Source organism: Corallococcus exercitus, from assembly GCF_003611585.1.
GTDB lineage: Bacteria > Myxococcota > Myxococcia > Myxococcales > Myxococcaceae > Corallococcus > Corallococcus exercitus.
This window is the reverse complement of sequence record NZ_RAVW01000016.1, coordinates 27,684-46,053: the sequence shown is the minus strand read 5'-3', so window position 1 is coordinate 46,053 and position 18,370 is coordinate 27,684. Positions and strand designations below refer to the sequence as shown.

The window sequence follows — 18,370 nt, the reverse complement described above, 5'->3', positions numbered from 1 at the left end:
CTCGGAGATGTGTATAAGTGACAGGAGGGCGGGCGAACCTGGTGCCCCAGGACGCCAACTTCAACCGTGGCAACTGGCTGCAGCTCGAAAACAAGATGGCCGGCTGCGCGAGCCTTCCCATCGGCCGGCTGCGCTACTCCATCGGTGCGAACTATCCGAACTCCACCGCGCTCATCCCCAACAACCTGACGATGGAGATCACCAACCAGTCCACGGGGAGCGCCGTGTCCATGTCCTTCTCGAACGTGGACGGCGGCGGGCCGAACGGCACGACCGATAGGACCCGGGGCGTGAACTGGCTGTCGAGCCAGGGGTGCAACTGATGACCGCTTATCGATTTCGCAGCCTCGCGACCCTGGGCCTCCTGGTCGGCCTTTCGGCCTGCCAGGGGACGGAAGAACACGAGCCGCGCAACGACGCCCAGCCGGAAGCCTCCCCTGGCGTCCGGATTTCCGAACTCCAGGTGTTGGGTGCCGACCCGGGCCAGGTGCCCACGTTCGCGAATGGGAACTTCGGCCAGCTCCGGCTTGGCGGACAGGAGAGGACCGAGGAGGCTGAGGTCCGCGCGCTGCGTCCCTCGCTCCTGGCGGTGAGCAAGGTGTTCCACGCGGACCCCGCGGAGCTCGCCTTCCAGCGGGTCGTCACGGATGGCATTGGCGACCGGCACTTCGTCTATGCGCAGCGCAAGAATGGTCGCGAGGTCCTGGGCGCCGCGCTCGTCCTCCACACGAGGAATGACGCCGTCTACGCGGTCCACGGCAACGCTCGCGCCGATCTCGACGCGCCGCGAGACGCGCGGCTCAGCCCCGAGGACGCCATCGCGGTGGCCCGGCGGGACTCCGCGCGGCTCGACCGGGTGGAGGTCGAGCCGCATCCGCGGATGGCCTACTGGCCGGCGGGTGACAAGCTCGAACTCGTGTACCGGGTGAACGTGACGGGACCGGGCAAGGACGGGAGGGCGGTGGATGAGGATGTCGTCATCAACGCCGTGAGTGGGGCGGTCGTGCAGCGGCTGCCGAACATCTACACGCTCAAGAGCCGGGAGGTGTACGACGTCAACCACGGCGGCTCCGCGAACCTCCCGGGAACCCTCGTCCGGGCGGAGGGCGGCGCGGCGGTCGCGGACTCCACGGTCAATACCAATTACGACCTGCTCGGGACGACCTACGACTGCTACAGGAGCCTCTTCAACCGCGACTCCTACGACGGCGCCGGGTCCAAGCTCGTCAGCTCGGTCCACTACGGAAGCGGCTACGCCAACGCGGCGTGGAGCGGCTCCAAGAAGCAGATGCTGTACGGGGACGGCGACGGCGTGACGTTCGGCAACATGGTCAACGCGCTGGACGTGACAGCGCATGAGGTGACCCATGGGCTCACCATCTCCACCTCCAACCTGTTGTACTTCGCCGAGCCCGGTGCCCTGAACGAGTCAATGTCAGACATCATGGGCAGCGTGTGCGAGTGGTACCGGAACGGCCAGGTGGTGAACGCCAACACCTGGAAGTGCGCGGAGGAAATCTACACCCCCTTCACGCCTGGCGATGCCCTCCGCTACATGAACGACCCGCGGCTCGACGGTCAGTCGTTGGACTACTACGACCAGACCTTCAGCCCGTTCACGGACGTCCACTACAGCTCGGGCATCCCCAACCTGGCGTTCTACCTGCTGTCCCAGGGCGGCCAGCATCCACGGGGCCGCTCCACCCTCGTCGTGCGAGGGATTGGCATCGCCAAGGCGGCCCAGATCTTCCACCGGGCCAACACGGTGCTGCTGCTCGGCAAGACGATGGCCACGTTCGCCGACGCGAAGCTGGCCACGGAGCAGGCCGCCGCGCAGCTCGGGTACGGCCCGGCGGACATCGCCTCCGTGACCGCCGCCTGGCAGGCCGTGGGTGTGGGGACGAACATCCTCGTCGCCGGCCAGAGCCTCTCGCTGGGGCAGGCGTTGTGGTCGAACGACCGCCGGTTCTCGCTCGTCCTGCAGGGTGACGGGAACCTGGTGCTCTGGGACGCGACGAGCGCCCTGTGGACGGCGAATACCGGGGGCAGGGGAGCGCTGTCCGCCCACATGCAGGACGATGGCAACTTCGTGGTCTACCGCACCAGCAGCCCGACAGTGGGCGCGGATGTCTGGTCCAGCATGACCTGGGGGCACCCGGGCGCCTATCTGATCCTCCAGAACGACGGCAACCTCGTCCTCTACGACAAGGACGGCGTCACCCCGCTCTGGAACTCGGGGACCTGGGGGCACTGAAGCCAGGGGCGCTGTCATTGGGTTCGAGGACAGGCTTTACAGTCAGAGCGCGAGATTTCATCCACGCGCGTCTGGGATTCTTAAAGTCTGATTTCGCGGATTTCCCGCATTGTTTTTCCCCCTGCGGACTCATTCCATTCAAGCCGGCCATCCCGGCCCAATGACTGTCCACCCAGAGCCTCACCTCGACCCCATGAACCGAACCTTCCTTGCCGCAACCCTCGCGCTGCTCCCCCTGATGTTTGCCTGCCAGCCGGAGACCGATGTCCCCGGTGCGCAGCAGCCGGAGGTGGCGGAGCCGAGGAGCGGCACCCCCACCGCCGAGAACCGCGATGCGCTGGCCGGGGTGCCCTTCGTCACCCTGGAGGCGATCGAAACCGCGCGCTACCAGGACACGTATTACGTCCACGTGGAGACGGCCTACTACGCCACCTTCTGGGCCGACCGCGCGCGCACCATCCCCGTCAACCTGAGCTCGGCCCTCCAGCTGAACTACAAGTCCACGTACTACGACTACAAATACAACCAGTCGATGAACAGCAATCTCAGCACCACCCTGCAGGCGGGCGGTCACAGCTATTACATCGGAAGTGGCACCTATGAGTGCGACTACGATGCGAATGGCAACATCGACCATCGCTGCGATGAGACCTACCTGACCCTCAGGACGGGCACTGGCTACGACGGGAGCTGGTAGACGCTGACGCAACCCGCGTGAGGAACGCCCTCCACGGTCGACCGTGGAGGGCGTTCTCGAATTCAGTGTTTTCCTTGCTTGACGGAGGGTGAAACGGTCCGCTACGCAGGCCGCTCTCCCGTGGCTCTTCGGCTACGTCATTCCAGAGGGAAAACACCATGAAGAAGCAGACACTCATCGCGGGGCTGGCGGTTGCGGCGTTGGGGCTTGGCGGCACGGCCTGGGCCGGTGCGAAGACCCCTGTGCTCGTGTCCATCACCCTCTCGACCCGGACCGCGATGGGCAGCCTCGGCGCGGCCCGTGCCTCGGCTGACACCAAGCAGTACATCGGCGTCGCGACGACGACCTATGCGGGCGGCGACGCCGTCACCGTCTTCGCGCAGGACGCTTCCGGCACCTACGTCAGCTGCTACTCCTACCGGCCCGCCTTCGTCGCGGCGGCGCGCGCGCTGGCCAGCGACTCGTTCCTCTACTTCACGTGGGATGCGTTCGGCGAGTGCACGGACATCACCATCGAGACCGTGTCGAAGTACGACCCGAAGACGCCGTAATCCCTTCGAGTCCCCCGCGTCCCGGAGTGGAAACGCGCCCATGAGCACCTCCCGCCTGTGGCCCTTCGTGGGCGTCGCCATCCTCTCCGGAGCCGCGGGCTTCGCCGCCGCTGCCTGGCTCGGGCCCGCGGAGGGGCGCGCCGTGCGGTCCGAAGCACTGGAGCGGCAGGAGGCCCGGCTGGAGGAGGCCCTGCGAAAGCTCGAGGCCTGCCAGCCCACCGCGGAGGCGCCGTCCCTGCGCACGACAGTGGCGGTGGACACCGCCGGGCTGCGCGAGGAGATCCGTCAGATCCTCAAGGAGGAGCTGCGCGCCGCCACCTCCGCGCCAACGTCCTCCGCGCCGGAGCCTCGGCCCCCCGAGCCAACCCCGCAGAGCGTGGCCGCGTTCAACCAGGGGCGAGGGTTGGTGGAGAACGCGGTGGCCACCGGGCGATGGAGCGAGGCGCAGCGGCAGGAGCTGCGCCCGCTGCTGTCCCAGCTCACCCCGGAGCAGCGGCAGGAGATCATCCGCACGCTCGTCGTCAGCATCAACAGTGGCAAGGTGAAGGTTGACGTCGTCGGCGCTCCGTTCTGAGCCAGGACTCGCACGTCGGCGCTTCAGTCCATGCCGAGGTCGCCTGTTCTGGCCTCCATGCAGGTGCGGGGGTGCGCGCGATTCAGGGTCGGCGCATACCCAATGGGCTCAAGCGGCCCCTCCGCTCCAGCCCTCGCCCTCAACGCCGAGACGCGCGCGGATCCATGCGGGCCCAAACAATGACTCACTCGGCCCAAACCCATTGACAGAGAAGGATTCCCTCCGATTCGAGCCTGGCCTGCCTTTCGTGCTTTAGTCCGGACCACTTCGCGTCATCCGGTAGGGGCGGACCCAGGACCATGGCATCGGACTTCTCGAACACGCTCGAATCGCTTCGCGCGGACTCGCTCTGGCGAATCCTGGGTTGGATGCTGACAGGGGTGCTGGTGATAGGGCTGTGGACGGTGTGGTTCTTCTCCGCCAGGGTCCTCGTCTCGGAGTCCGCTCCCGCACGGGTGGAGGTCAGCCAGACGGCCTATCCCATCGAAGCCCCGGTGTCGGGACGCATCGCGCGAATCCATGTCTCCGAGCTGAACCGGGCGGTGTCCAAGGGTGAGCTGCTCTTCGAACTCGACGCCGAATCCCAGCGCCTCGAGTTGGAGGAGGCCAAGGCGCGCCGCGATGCGCGTATCGTCCAGCGAGCGCTCCTGGATAAAGAATACCGGATTGAGTTGTCCTTGCAGCAGGACGTCACGGAAAACGCACGCCTGCTGCTGGAAGAGGCGCGGCTCCGTCAGGAGCAGTCCGGGACGTTGACCGCGCAGGCCCACAGCGAGGCCGCGCGGGTGGGCACGCTCCTGTCGCAGGGCTTCGCATCAGAGGCGGAGCGAGAGCTGGCCGTGGCACGCGCCCAGCAGCAACAGGCCCAGTCGGAGGTGTTCCGGATCGCGATGGCGCGCACCGCGCGGGACTCCCGCCTCTCCGAAGGCGCTCGCCAGGTCACGCTCGAGCGGCTCAAGCGAGACCTCTCCCTGCTCGATGGAGAGATTGACAGCGACCGATGGCTCATCGAGCGCCTGACCCACGAGATCGAGCGGCGCCGCATCCGGGCCCCGGTGGAGGGGCAGCTCGCGGAGCGCGTACCGCTCCAGTTGGATCGCTACGTTCACGAGGGCGAGAGCCTGGCGTCCATCCTCCCGCCCGGAAATCTCCGGGTGGTGGCGGCCTTCTCACCGAGCGCGGCCATCGCACGCATCCATTCCGGCCAACGCGCTTTCGTCCGCTTCGATGGCTTCCCCTGGCTCCACTTCGGCAAGCTGCCCGTCACGGTCTCCCACGTGGCCAGCGAGCTGCGCGAGGGACGGGTCCGCGTGGAGCTGTCCATTCCCGCCGTCCCACCCGGTCCGCTCGTGCTCCAACATGGGATGAGCGGCTTTGTCGACGTGGAGCTGACGCAGGCGTCGCCCGCCGTCCTGACCCTGCAAGCGCTGGGACAGCGGTTGGACGCGATGGGGGGAAGCTCCCTCCAGGCCCCCGAGGCCCATTGACATGCATACGCCCCGCGCCGCCAGGCAACGTGCCTGGTTCGTACCCGAGGTCATCCAGACCTCCGCCATGGATTGCGGCCCTGCCGCGCTCAAGTCATTGCTGGGCGGACTGGGCGTCTTCCTCCATTACGGCCACCTGCGAGAGGTCTGTCAGACGACGGTCGACGGGACTTCCATCGACACGCTCGAGACCATCTGCCTGCACCTGGGCCTCCAGGCCAGCCAGCACGTCGTCCCCCTGGATCATCTCTTCCAACGGGACGTGGACCATTTTCCCGCCCTCCTGGTGACGCGCCTGCCAAGCGGAGCGCCTCACTTCATCGTGGTCTGGAATCGGGTGGGCGGCTTTCTTCAGGTCATGGATCCCGGCTCGGGACGGCGTTGGGTCCATGCACGCCAACTCGCCGAGGATGCCTATTTGCATACGCTGGCGGTCGGCGCGATGGACTGGAAGACCCTGGCCCTGGCGGCAGGCTTTGAAGCCGCGACGCGGGGGAGGCTGCGCCGGCTGGGCGCCACCCCTCAGGAAGCGGACCGTCTCCTCGCCCGTGCTGTCGACGACGCCTCGTGGTACCCCATGGCCTCGCTGGACGCCGCCACGCGCATGGTGACGTCGCTGGGTGGAACTTCCGAGCGCGTCGAGGCCCTGTGGGCGCTGGCACGCGCGCCCGGTGTGAACGCCTCGGAGGTGATTCCCTCCATGTATTGGTCGGCGCGGCCCATGCCGGTCGAGGAGGGTGAGGACGAGGCCGTGCTCCTCTCAGGGGCGGTGCTGCTGAAGGTGCGCCCGGCCTCCGCCGAGGGGGACGCGGCGGCCCCTGTCGCGGGCCCGGACAGCGCTTCGCTGCCGCCAGGGCTGGCCGATGCCCTCTCCGAGCCCCCCGGACGTCCTGGACGCCTCCTCTGGGATCAACTCCGAACGGAGGGCAGCGGCGCATTGCTGGCGCTGGGGTTCGGCCTGGCCCTGGCCACCGTGACCACGGTGGTCCAGGCGCTCGTGTTCCGGGGCCTCATCGACCTTGCGTCACTGCTGGGGACCCCCTGGGAGCGGGCGGGCGCAATCCTCGCGGTGGTGGTCTTGCTGATGACCATGGTCCTGCTGGAGTGGCCCGTGGCCACGGCGCTCAAACGCGTGGGGCGGGGGCTGGAGATCCGCCTTCGTGTCGAACTGTTCAAGGTGCTCCCCCGGCTGAGCGACCGGTATTTCTCCAGCCGCCTCAGCTCCGACATGGGGCATCGCAGCCACCAGCTGCACATGGTCCGCAACCTGCCGGAGCTCGTGGGGCGCACGGCCCGCGACGTGCTTGAGTTCACCCTCATCGCCAGCGGGCTCGTCTGGCTTGCCCCGGCACTGGCCCTGCCCGTGATGACGGCGGCGGCCCTGGCCATCGCGGCGCCGCTGCTGCTCCAGCCCCTCATCCGGCAGTCGGACCTGCGCGTACGCACCCACTCGGGGGCGCTCGGCCGCTTCTATCTGGACGCCTTCCTGGGCCTGATGCCCATCCGCACGCACGGCGCAGAGCGCTCCATGCTGCGTGAGCAGGAGCGGCTGCTCGTGGGCTGGTCCCGGGCCTCCCAGTCCGTCTTGTCGGCGTCGTTGCTCACCGAAGCCCTCCAGGCACTGGTGGCGGTGACGGTCGCGGTGTGGCTGTTCGTGAGCTACCGCAACCAGGCGAGCACCACGAACGCCAACGCCCTGCTGGTGGCGTTCTGGGCCCTGCGGGTGCCCATGCTCGGGCAGTCCATCGCGGCCTCGCTCCGGGAGTACCCCGTCCAGCGCAACGTGATGCTGCGGGCGCTGGAGACCCTGGGCTCCGCGTCCCCCAGCCCATCCAACATGGGCCCGCCCGCGCAGGCCGTCCCCACGCCCTCCACGGGCGCCGACATCCAGCTGAAGCAGGTGGAGGTGCGCGCCCTGGGCCACACGCTGCTGTCGGATCTCACCCTGCACCTGCCCGCGGGCGCGCACGTGGCGGTGGTCGGTCCTTCCGGCGCGGGCAAGTCCACGCTGGCGCATCTGCTGTTGGGACTCCAGCAGCCCGCCGCCGGGACGCTTCATGTGGACGGGCAGCCCCTGGAGGGAGCCCACCTCGAGCAACTCCTCTCCCACGTGGCCTGGGTGGACCCCGCTACCCAGCTCTGGAACCGCTCCTTGCTGGAGAACCTCGCCTACGGGGCTTCCTCCCACACCCCACCTGCCCTGGGGGAGCTGCTTCAGCAGGCGGAGCTGCTCTCCGTCCTGGAGCACCTGCCCGAAGGCCTGCAGACCCACCTGGGCGAAGGCGGCGCGCTGGTTTCTGGGGGCGAGGGCCAGCGCGTGCGACTGGGCCGGGCGATGCACCGGGCCGGGGCGCGGTTGGTCGTGCTGGATGAGCCCTTCCGGGGACTGGACCGCGAACGCCGCAAGGCCCTCCTCGGCAAGGCCCGGGCCCTGTGGAAGGACAGCACGCTGCTGTGCATCACCCACGACATCGAGGAGACCCGGGAGTTCCCCCGAGTGCTCGTCATCCAGCAGGGGCGACTGGTCGAGGACGGTCCCCCGGACGCGCTGTTGGCGCGCACGGGCTCCGTGTACCGCGAATTGCTTGAGGGAGAGGCGCGCTCCCGCGAGACGCTCTGGAACGCCACCGACTGGCGCCGGTGGCGGATGGTGGGTGGGCGCCTCGAGGGGCGCGGCGGAGCGGAACCATGAGCGACGCCCTGGGCGCGCTCGCATGGCCCGCCAGTCGTTCCGCAGAGGCGCTCCAGGTCCTTGCCCGGATGGCGCGGCTCGACCTGCGCGCCGCGGAGGCGCCCGCGGAGCCCGCGTGGCTGGATACCTGCGGTCCCAATACCCTCCACGACTGGCTCGTCTCCAGCGCGGAGTGGTTCGGCATCGACGTCGAGCGGCTGGGCGCCCACTACGACGAGTTCGAACAGCTTCTGCTGAGCGCGGGGCCCGCCTTGCTCAAGCTGCCGGGGCCCCAGGTGCGGCTGCTGGCCCTGGTGGGGCGCAAGGGCCGCCAGCTGCGGCTGCTGGCACTGGACCGCTCCATCCATCTGCGCTCCCTGGAGGAGGTCCGCTCGCTCGTGTGCGGCGACATCGAGCAGATGCCCGCCGAGCGGGTCGAGCGCATCCTTGCGCAGGACCCCATCCCTGAGGACCGGCGCGAGCAGGTCCGCCAGCAGCTGCGCATGGAGTTGTTGCGCTCCTTTCGTGTCGAGCGCTGTTGGCTCCTCCGGAGCCCCGCCTCCGCGCCGCTCGCGCGCCAGGCCCGGCAGGCCGGCCTGTACCGCTATCTGGGGGCACTGCTCTGCCTCTACGCCGCGCAGGGGGCCCTCGCGGTCGCCTCGTGGTGGTTCCTGGGGAACATCCTGGGGCAGAGCGACGGGGGCACGGGCTGGCTGTTCGCGTGGGCGCTGGCGCTGGGCAGCATGGTCCCCTTGCGCTTGTTGTCCGTGTGGTGCAGCGGGACCCTGACCCTGCTGGCGGGCTCCCTGATGCGGCGGCACCTGCTGGCGGGGGCGATGAACATGGCGCCCGAGGACGTGCGGCGTCAGGGCGTCGGCCACCTGATGGGCATCACGTTCGAGACGGAGAACCTGGAGGTCTTCCTCCTGAACGGGACGATCCAGGCCTCCTCCGCGCTGCTGGAGCTGCTCGTGGCGGCGGTGCTCCTGACCGCGGGGGCTGGAGGGCCGCTTCAAAGCGGCTTCCTGTTCCTGGCGATCTGCGTCGCGGCCGTGCTGGGTTTCCGCTTCTACCGCGTACGCACCCGCTGGACGCGCGAGCGCCTGTCGCTGACCCACGGACTCATCGAGCGAATGCTGGGCCACCGCACCCGCTTGATCCAGGAGCATCGGGAGAAGTGGCATCAGGGCGAGGACCAGCTGCTGTCGCGCTACGTGGGCGCCAGCGCCGCGCAGGAGCGGAGCGAGGTGCGGCTGACTTCGCTTCTGCCCCCCGTCTGGCTGTGCCTGAGCATCGCCGGGCTCACAGGCCCTTTCATCTCCAGCGCGGCGCCCCTGGAACTGGCCACGGGCCTGGGAGGGCTGCTGCTGGCCTATCCCGCGCTGCGCAAGCTCACCTTCGCGATGCTGGACCTGTCGACGGCGGCCAGCTCCTGGCGAGAGGTCCATCACGTCCTCGCGGCCAACCGCCGCCTCGCGACCGGGGCCGCCCCGCAACATGTCGTCGCACCCGTGGCGGAGGAGTCCTCGTCCCGCACGCTCATTGACGCCAGCCACCTGCTGTATCGATACGAGGGCCGGGAGCACAGCGTCCTGCATGACGTCAGCCTCAAACTCCAGACGGGCGACCGCGTCCTGCTGGAAGGCGCTTCGGGCGGAGGCAAGTCCACGCTGGCGTCCCTGCTCGCGGGCCTGAGACACCAGACAACGGGACTGCTGCTGGTCGAGGGCCGTGACTGGAAGACGCTGGGAGCACGGGGCTGGAGGGCCCGGGTGGTGGCCGCGCCCCAATTCCACGAGAACCACGTGTTCACCGGCACCCTGGCCTTCAACCTGCTGATGGGGGGCGAGTGGCCCGCGCATCCCGAGGACCTGAAGCGGGCGGAGGCGCTCTGCCGGGAGCTGGGCCTGGGAGACCTGCTGGAGCGCATGCCGGGAGGGCTGCACCAGATCGTCGGTGAGACAGGGTGGCAGCTGTCGCATGGGGAGCGCAGTCGGGTGTTCATCGCGCGAGCCCTCCTGCAGCGCGCGGCGCTGGTCATCCTGGACGAAAGCTTCGCGGCACTCGATCCCACCACGCTGGAGCAGGTGATGGAGTGCGTGCGCCGCCACGCCCGCGCCCTGCTCGTCGTCGCCCATCCATGACGAACTCCCGCGCTTCCCGTCCAACAAGCCCATGCATCGCGGAGTTGGAGCGGCGACTGTCACAAGGCGACGTCCAGGCGCTCCCCACCTTCTGGGAGCACCTGCGGGCGAAGGGGAGCCCCTTGATCGAGCCGCTCGATGACGGCTCGGACGAGGTCCTGCTCACGCTCGTCTGGAGACAGGAACATGAGGTCCGCAACCTCACCATCGTGCCGGGCTTGCTGCACGGCTGGCAGCCGCACGAGAACCAGATGGAGCGGATGGCGGGGACCGACCTCTGGTATCGCACCTACCGCGTTCCCAGGGACCTGCGAACGACATACTGCCTGTCCCCGGATGACCCGCTGCTCGATGTGGCCGGTCTCTCCAGGGAGGAGGAGAGGGCCTACTTCCAGGAGCGGTTCGCCGCCTGGAGGCTTGATCCACTCAACCCGCTCAGCATCCAGGTCTCCGAGAACCAGCCCCCGGTGTCCGTCATCGAGCTCCCCGACGCGCCGGCCCAACCCTGGCTCCAGCCCCGTGAAGGAACAGCCCGGGGCGACGTAGAAGCCTACGCCTTCACCAGTGAGGTGTTGGACAACGAGCGGACGCTCTGGGTCTACCGCCCTCCCGTGTCCCAGGCGGCGTCAGGGCGCCCCGGGCTGCTGGTCCTCCTGGACGGCAATGCCTACCTCCGCCTGGGCCTGGCGACGACGTTGGACAACCTCATCGCGGAGCAGCGCATCCCTCCCGTGGTGTGCGTCATGGTGGAGCAGTTGGACCGGAACCTGGAGCTCCCCTGCAACGCTCGCTTCAGCCATTTCCTCGCCCGGGAACTGGTCCCCTGGTTCCGCGAGGAATTGGGCCTGTCGAAATCCCCCGAAGCGACCGTCATCGCGGGCTCCAGCTACGGGGGGCTGGCCGCTGTCTTCTGCGGGCTCGGCCACCCGGACATCTTCGGCCAGGTGCTCTCTCAATCCGGCTCGTTCTGGTGGAAGCCTGACGGCGAGGTGGAGCATGAGTGGTTGACGCGACAGGTCGTCCACCGCCCTTCCTCCGCCCTGCGCTTCTATCTGGAGGCGGGACGGCTGGACTCATGTTCCACGCCGGGCCATGGCCCCAGCGTCATTCTCTCCAATAGACATCTCCGAGACGTTTTGCGTGCCAAGCAATACGACGTCGCCTATCACGAGTTCACCGGCGCGCATGACTCGGTGTGTTGGCGCGGAGGAATTGCTCAAGGACTCATCACCCTGATTGGAAAACCACAGCCCTGCGAGCAAGGCCAAGGGCTGACATGACCCGTCTGAGTGGAAGATCACCTGTGGCCGCAAAGCCTCTCTCTTCCTGATTTGCCGCATGAGTTGCTTTTCACGGAATGTGAAGATAATGATCAACACGGCTCATTCCCTCTCCTTTCATCCGGGATGAGCCAAACAGGGGAACACACAATGGACCAGAAGACTGAGATCTCGTTCGAGCTGTCCTCCGAAGAGCAGAAGGCCATCAACGCCAACAAGAGCAAGAAGATCACCGTGACCGGCGGCACCCGGATGCAGACGGGCGTTCGCGCTGGCCCGGTCGACGAGGGCTGCATCTTCTTCGCCCGCAACGCGCCGTTCGCAGCCTAGTCACAGCACGTCCAGAAGTTCCTGATTGAAAGGGGATGTGCCCATGAACATGCTTGCAGAACTCATCATCCAGCGACTACACGAGCGGGGTCAGTTCGGTCCGCTTGAGCATTACAGTCGATGCCTCCGGTCTGCATTCGGGGCACATCCCCCTCCTTACTCCCAGGCGTGGTACGGCAAGCGATTCCGCGAACACGCGCATGACCCGCAGTGGTTGGCCAACTGCCTCGTCGACAATGCGGCCACGGAGGGCTGGGGCGCGGGGAAGCTCTGGGAACTCGCCACGCGTGCCTCGGTGAACGAGGAGATCGCCGGGATGATCCGCTCGCACGCCGCGGACGAGGCCCGTCACTCCCACATGTATTCGGGCATGGTGAACCTGGTCTTCCGCGGTTCGGTGTCACCAGACGTTCGCGAGACGATGAACAAGTACTCGCCGGACCTGAAGACCCTGGAGCCCACGACCCTGCCTGCCTTCAGCGAGCAGGAACTGGTGGACAACCTCCTTCAGATGAACGTGGCGGAAATCCGTACGCTCGTGAATCAGATGCTCACACGGCCCGTGGCCCAGACGTTCTGCGTCGACGCTTCCCGTGAGCATGTGGGCAAGCTGCTGGACACCCTGATGAGCGACGAGGTCAGCCACGTGGGCTACACCGCGAAGCTGATGGACGACGCCCTGGCCGGCAAGCACGGCGAGTTCGTCTGGGACATCGTCAACACCCGGCTCATGCAGTTCAATGAACTGACCCTGGCCGAGGTAGGGCGTCCTCCTAGTGAGGCGGGCGGCATGTCCGCCTGATGTTCACAGGCTCCGCCTGCTGGGCGTGTGCCTTGCCAGCGTGGGGTGGCGGTCCGCCACTCCGAACCCGCCCATGAAAAAAGACATCCTGTTCTTGTTGAAGCCTGGCTTCCAGGATCCTGGGGACGACACGCGGTACTTCTGCCCGTCCTGCGCCTACCTTGAGGGGGTGCTTGGCTTCTACCCTCGACTTCGGGATGTCTTGCAGGTCACCTACGTGGACTACGAACGGCCCCGCCCCAGCATCGTCGCGTTGCTGGGGGAAGGCAATCAGGGGTGTCCCGTTCTGGTGTTGGCGCCTCTGGTCAAGACAGATGGACTGGAAGGCGTGCGCGAGCATGGTGCGTACCGGTTCATCACCGACAAGGTCGCGATCAGCCGCTACCTGGCGCAGCGCCATGGCACGGGATTCCCCCACTAACACCGACCCGCCCAGCCAGCAGGGCAGGGCTGGCCGGGTCCGGAGATGGCATGATCCCGTTTTCAGTCCTCGACCTCTCTCCCATCATGCAGGGCAACACCCCGGCGGACGCGTTACGCCTCACGCTGGATCTGGCCCGGCATGCCGAGCGATGGGGATACAATCGGTTCTGGTTGGCAGAGCACCACAACACCCTGGGCATTGCCTGCGCGGCCACTGCGGTTGTCATTTCCTACGTCGCGGGAGGCACCAGCAGGATTCGCGTGGGTGCGGGAGGGGTCATGCTGCCCAACCATCCCCCGCTGGTTGTCGCGGAACAGTTCGGCACGCTGGCTTCGCTTTATCCGGGGCGTATTGACCTGGGGTTGGGGCGTGCCCCTGGGACGGACAAGGCTACAACCCAGGCGCTCCGGCGCTATAACGACAGTGCACACCACTTCGCGGATGATGTGGCCGAGCTTCGTGGCTATTTCCAGCCGCCGCAGCCGGGCCAGGCGGTCAGGGCCGTCCCGGGGGCAGGATTGGAAGTCCCCATGTGGATTCTGGGAACCAGTCTGTTCAGCGCGCAGCTGGCCGCACGGCTGGGCCTGCCGTATGCCTTCGCCACTCACTATGCGCCTGGACAGATGACTGAAGCGCTTGCGGTGTACCGCAATGAATTTCAGCCCTCGTCTCAGCTTGGCAAGCCCTACGTCATGCTGGGCTTCAACGTCTATGCCGCGGAAGAGGACGCGGAGGCGGAGCGGCTCTTCACCACGCTGCAGCAGCAGTTCATCAACCAGCGACGCAATGCGGATGCTCCGTTCCCTTCACCCATCGACAACATCGATGCGTTCTGGTCGCAAGACGAAAAGAAGGTCGCGGAGCAGGCCTTCTGCTGCTCCGCGGTCGGTGCACCCGATACGGTGCGCAGCCAGATTGAAGAGTTTCTCGAACTGGGGCATCCGGACGAGTTGCTGATCACGTCCCAAATCCACGACCACTCCGCGCGGCTGCGGTCCTTCGAGATCGCGGCCAGTATCCTGCGCCGCCTCGGCGCTTGAGGGCCGGCAGGCGGGGCGCGTGTCTACAGGCGCAGCCCGGTGAACAGGAGGCTTGCGGCAGTATCCTCGAAGCAGAGACGGCGCGGCCCGGTCCTTTTCGAGTCCTGTGCGCCCTGGCAGCTGCCGCGTCACCCACCGGGTAACAGAAACGCGGGGCTCCGGTGCTTGATACGCACACCGCGTATCTTCCTGGAGGACTTCGGATGTTCACCCATCGGTCGGGTCTACGTTTGCTTGGCGCAACGCTGTTGCTGTGGGTCTCGGGTTGCGAGAAGGATGACGGCCCGCTCTGTGACCGGCTCGCGCCCCGGCTGCAGGACGCGCTCGAGGAGGCCGCCTCGGCCGGGGATCTCCCCGGGGTCACGGCCTCGCTGCGTCTCCAGGACTGTACGTGGCGGGGCTCGGCGGGCGTCTCCAGGGTGGAGCTCGCCACCAGGCTGAAGGTCGAGGACCGGTTGCGCGTGGGCAGCATCACCAAGAGCTTCGTCGCCGTGGTGGCACTGCAGCTCCAGGCCGAGGGGAGGCTGTCCCTGGACGCGCCGCTGGCCACCTGGGTGCCGGACTTCCCCCGCGCGGACCGCATCACCGTGCGCCAGCTTCTCAACCACACGAGCGGTGCCTTCAACTACACCCAGAGCCAGGACTTCCTCGCCCAGGTCGAGGCGAGCCCCGGCAGGACGTGGACCCCCGAGGAACTCATTGCCTACGGCGCCGCGAAGTCGCCGTCCTTCGATCCAGGGGCGCGCTGGGAGTACTCCAACACCCACTACATCCTCCTCGGCCACATCCTGGAGTCGGTGACGGGGACGCCGCTGGCGCAGCTGCTTCGCACGCGCATCCTCGAGCCCCTGGACCTGGACAGCACGGGGCTGGACGGCGCCGAGCCGCTGCCAGCCCTGGCCGTGCGGGGCTATTCGCGGGACCCGGGCAACAACGCCTGGAGGGACCTCACGGACGTCCTCCATCCGTCCGCGGCCGGCGCGGCCGGGGCCCTGGTCTCCAGCGCCGACGACGTCAGCGCCTTCTACCAGGCCCTCTTCGAACGCTCCCTGCTCGCCCCGGCGCAGCTCGCGGAGATGACCGACTGGGTGGCGACGCCCATCCCCACCATGCCCGGGTATGGCCTGGGCATGGTCCAGGCCCTCACTCCCGTGGGGCCCGGCCACGGCCATGACGGCGAGATCCCCGGGTTCTCCGCGCTGGCCTTCTACCTGCCCGAGCGCAAGGCCTCCCTCGCGGTGCTGACCAACCGCGAGGGGGCCGACGTGTCGCGTGTCACCGGGAGGCTGCTGGAGGTGCTCGCCAGCGAGTGACGCGGGAGGCTCAGGCTCAGTACGTGCAGCGCAGGACCTGGCGGTAGGTGCCGCACTGGCTGAAGTCCGTCGTGCCCGCCGGCTGCGAGTGGTAGCAGGCGGAGACGACGGGGTCGCAAGGCGGGCTGGGCCAGACGTCGTACGCGTCGCCGTCGGTGAGCGCGAACTCCGTCACGCGCGCCACCAGCCGGGCGGTCTTCTGCATCGTCGCGCCGTTGTCGCCGCCAGCACTGAAGGCGAGCGGGACCGTGTGCGGGTCGATGGCCTCGTGCAGCTTCGTGTACGTCCAGTCGAGCTTGTAGTTGGGCCGGCCGTAGACGGACGGGATGCCGTCCGGCGCCGTTACGGAGAGCCAGTCGACGTATCCGGAGACCGAGGCGTGGCCCCGGTAGAGGAGGGTGTCGTTGCCCTGGACGACGTAGCGGGGCGTGACCGCCTCGTCGATCCAGATGCCCGAGTCGCCGCGGAAGTCGAAGAAGCGCGGGGCCACCACGATGCGCGCGGTGTACGAGCGCGGCGTGCCCGTGTTCGTGGTGACCTTCACGAAGAGCGGCAGCCCGGAGAGCACCGTGTTCAGCTCGTGCCCCTCGTGGAGGACGATCTCGAACCGGCGCTCGCTGATGACGTGCGCGTCCCCGAAGGCGTCGTCCGGAACGAAGCTGAGGACGTCCGCGAGGTAGCGGTTCGCGGTGGCGCGGATGATGAGCGCGCGGACGCCGTCACGCTGCTCGAAGGTGCCGAGCGTCTCGAAGCTCAGCTCGTTGTCGCCCACCGTGGCGTAGAGGCGGGTCGCCGTCTCCGCGGCGGTGCTGACGCCCAGCGCCTCCGGGGACTCGGATTCGATGGGGGTGTTGTCACAGGCCGCGAGCGCGGCGAAGCAGGTCAAGGCAAGGGCACGTAGACGCATGGGGAGTCTCCAGGTGAGGAATTCCATGTATCACACGCCAGTGACACCGCCCCTGGCTGGGATTGTGCCAGCCCTGTCACGGGGCGCCCCAAGCGTGTCGCCGGGAGGCGGCTGGAGGTGCTCGCCAGGGAGTGAGGCGGCATGCTCGTCACGGCTCTTCCTCCCGGTGGAGGAATCGGGTCCACTTGGCGCCCCTCCACGAACGGGTGCCTGCGCCATGACGAAGAAGACGGCTGCTTCCAATGTGAACCCGATGGGCCTCTCCCGCCGCACGCTCCTTGGGGCCGCGGCGGCAGTGACAGGGGCGCTGGCCGCCCGGGATGCGCGCGCCGCCGCGCCGGCCGCCGCCGCGCCCGGGGCCTTCGAGCTCGAGGAGGCGACGGTCGCGGAGCTGCGCGCGGGCCTGGAGTCCGGCAAGCACACCGCGCGGGGGCTGACGGAGGCCTACCTCGCGCGCATCCGTGCGCTCGACCGCACCGGGGACCTGCCGCTGTGCTCGGTCATTGAACTGAACCCCGACGCGCTCACGCTGGCCGACGCGCTGGACGCCGAGCGCAAGGCGAAGGGCGCGCGCGGGCCGCTGCACGGCATCCCCGTGCTCATCAAGGACAACATCGCCACGGCCGACAAGATGCAGACCACCGCGGGCTCGCTCGCGCTGGTGGGCGCCGTCCCCCCGCGTGACGCCTTCATCGTGGAGCGGCTGCGCGCCGCCGGCGCCGTCCTCCTGGGCAAGACGAACCTCAGCGAGTGGGCCAACTTCCGCTCCACGCACTCGACCAGCGGCTGGAGCGGACGTGGCGGCCTGTGCCGCAATCCCTACGCGCTCGACCGGACCCCTTCGGGTTCCAGCTCCGGCTCGGGCGCGGCCACCGCGGCCAGCTTCTGCGCCGTGTCGGTGGGCACGGAGACGGACGGCTCCATCGTCTCGCCCGCGTCCGCGTGTGCGCTGGTGGGCTTGAAGCCCACGGTGGGGCTCGTCAGCCGCGCGGGCATCATCCCCATCTCCTCGACCCAGGACACCGCGGGCCCCATGACGCGCACCGTGGCGGACGCCGCGGCGCTGCTGAGCGTACTCGCGGGCGAGGACCCCCGTGACACGGCCACCGCCGCGGGCAAGGGCCGGGCCCACCCGGACTACACGAAGTTCCTCGACCCCAAGGGGCTCGCGGGTGCGCGCATCGGTGTGCCGCGCGAGCGGTTCTTCGGCTACCACCCGGCCACGGACGCGATCGTGGAGCGCGCGCTCGAAGTGATGAAGGCGCAAGGGGCCGTGCTGGTGGACCCCGTGACGCTGCCCAACGTGGCGAAGCTCGACGAGCCGGAGCTGGAAGTGATGCTGTATGAGTTCAAGGCGGGCCTGGAGGCCTGGCTCGCGCAGCTCGGCGAGGGCGCTCCCGTGCGGACGCTCGCGGACCTCATCGCCTTCAACGAGAAGAACCGCGAGCGCGAGATGCCGTACTTCGGCCAGGAGCTGCTGCTCCAGGCGCAGAAGAAGGGCCCGCTCACCGACGTCGCCTACAAGAAGGCGCTCGCGGCGTGCCGCCGGTACTCGCGCGCGGAGGGCCTGGACGCGGTGATGAACAAGCACAAGCTGGATGTGCTCGTGGCTCCGACCCAGGCACCGGCGGGCCCCATCGACCTGGTGCTGGGCGACCACTGGCTGGGCAGCAGCTCCACGCCCGCCGCCGTGTCCGGCTATCCCACCATCACGATGCCCGCGGGCGACGTGTACGGGCTGCCGGTAGGGGTGTCCTTCATCGGCCGCGCCTGGAGCGAGCCCGTGTTGCTCAAGCTCGCCTTCGCCTACGAGCAGGCCTCGCACGCGCGGCGCAAGCCCACATTCCTTCGGAGCGTGGACCTGCGCGGCGCGTAGGGGAGGGGAGGGGACCTGCT

16 protein-coding genes are annotated in these 18,370 nt (G+C 68.2%); 15 read left to right on the top strand and 1 reads right to left on the bottom strand.

Going from position 1 to position 18,370, the window contains the following annotated elements:
• Nucleotides 1–17: 17 nt before the first annotated feature.
• From D7W79_RS03745 to D7W79_RS03680, 14 genes are all read left to right on the top strand, one after another.
• On the top strand, nt 18–323 hold the full coding sequence (locus D7W79_RS03745) for a DNA/RNA non-specific endonuclease (RefSeq protein WP_276375040.1): 306 nt from the start codon (nt 18–20) through the stop codon (nt 321–323).
• A complete protein-coding gene (locus D7W79_RS03740; protein WP_120523945.1) occupies nt 323–2,254 on the top strand; it encodes a M4 family metallopeptidase in 1,932 nt (643 codons plus the stop codon). The genes D7W79_RS03745 and D7W79_RS03740 overlap by 1 nt, the downstream gene beginning before the upstream one ends.
• Nucleotides 2,255–2,492: 238 nt before the next feature.
• Nucleotides 2,493–2,951: a hypothetical protein gene (locus tag D7W79_RS03735; protein ID WP_147441788.1), complete on the top strand. Its 459-nt coding sequence runs from the start codon at nt 2,493–2,495 to the stop codon at nt 2,949–2,951.
• A gap of 158 nt (nt 2,952–3,109) precedes the next feature.
• Complete coding sequence (locus D7W79_RS03730) at nt 3,110–3,502, top strand: hypothetical protein (RefSeq protein WP_120523943.1); 393 nt, start codon at nt 3,110–3,112, stop codon at nt 3,500–3,502.
• A 40-nt stretch (nt 3,503–3,542) separates the two neighbouring features.
• Nucleotides 3,543–4,076: a hypothetical protein gene (locus D7W79_RS03725; protein ID WP_120523942.1), complete on the top strand. Its 534-nt coding sequence runs from the start codon at nt 3,543–3,545 to the stop codon at nt 4,074–4,076.
• A 299-nt stretch (nt 4,077–4,375) separates the two neighbouring features.
• Entirely contained in the window at nt 4,376–5,563 is a 1,188-nt protein-coding gene (locus D7W79_RS03720; RefSeq protein WP_120523941.1) for an HlyD family secretion protein, read from the top strand.
• Nucleotide 5,564: 1 nt separating this feature from the next.
• Entirely contained in the window at nt 5,565–8,255 is a 2,691-nt protein-coding gene (locus tag D7W79_RS03715; protein WP_120523940.1) for an ATP-binding cassette domain-containing protein, read from the top strand.
• Nucleotides 8,252–10,378 carry an ATP-binding cassette domain-containing protein gene (locus tag D7W79_RS03710; RefSeq protein ID WP_120523939.1) on the top strand — a complete coding sequence of 709 codons (2,127 nt, stop codon included), beginning with the start codon at nt 8,252–8,254 and terminating at the stop codon, nt 10,376–10,378. The genes D7W79_RS03715 and D7W79_RS03710 overlap by 4 nt, the downstream gene beginning before the upstream one ends.
• The gene (gene fes, locus D7W79_RS03705) at nt 10,375–11,658 is read left to right on the top strand and encodes an enterochelin esterase (RefSeq protein ID WP_120523938.1); all 1,284 of its coding nucleotides are present in this window, start codon (nt 10,375–10,377) and stop codon (nt 11,656–11,658) included. Before D7W79_RS03710 ends, fes begins: the two co-directional genes overlap by 4 nt.
• Before the next feature lie 150 nt (nt 11,659–11,808).
• Entirely contained in the window at nt 11,809–11,988 is a 180-nt protein-coding gene (locus tag D7W79_RS03700; protein ID WP_120523937.1) for a hypothetical protein, read from the top strand.
• A gap of 43 nt (nt 11,989–12,031) precedes the next feature.
• Nucleotides 12,032–12,790: a ferritin-like domain-containing protein gene (locus tag D7W79_RS03695; protein WP_147441787.1), complete on the top strand. Its 759-nt coding sequence runs from the start codon at nt 12,032–12,034 to the stop codon at nt 12,788–12,790.
• Between the two features lie 73 nt (nt 12,791–12,863).
• Nucleotides 12,864–13,211, top strand: a complete 348-nt coding sequence (locus tag D7W79_RS03690) for a DUF3088 domain-containing protein (RefSeq protein WP_120523935.1) — start codon at nt 12,864–12,866, stop codon at nt 13,209–13,211.
• A 50-nt stretch (nt 13,212–13,261) separates the two neighbouring features.
• Nucleotides 13,262–14,254 (top strand): LLM class flavin-dependent oxidoreductase, encoded by a 993-nt coding sequence (locus tag D7W79_RS03685; protein ID WP_120523934.1) that lies wholly within the window; start codon nt 13,262–13,264, stop codon nt 14,252–14,254.
• A gap of 203 nt (nt 14,255–14,457) precedes the next feature.
• Nucleotides 14,458–15,567 (top strand): serine hydrolase domain-containing protein, encoded by a 1,110-nt coding sequence (locus D7W79_RS03680; protein ID WP_120523933.1) that lies wholly within the window; start codon nt 14,458–14,460, stop codon nt 15,565–15,567.
• A 16-nt stretch (nt 15,568–15,583) separates the two neighbouring features.
• On the opposite strand, the gene D7W79_RS03675 is transcribed toward D7W79_RS03680, so the two are convergent.
• Nucleotides 15,584–16,474, bottom strand: a complete 891-nt coding sequence (locus tag D7W79_RS03675) for a hypothetical protein (protein WP_147441786.1) — start codon at nt 16,472–16,474, stop codon at nt 15,584–15,586.
• Between the two features lie 217 nt (nt 16,475–16,691).
• On the opposite strand from D7W79_RS03675, the gene D7W79_RS03670 reads away from it, so the two are divergent.
• Entirely contained in the window at nt 16,692–18,350 is a 1,659-nt protein-coding gene (locus D7W79_RS03670; protein ID WP_244221573.1) for an amidase, read from the top strand.
• Nucleotides 18,351–18,370 lie beyond the last annotated feature (20 nt).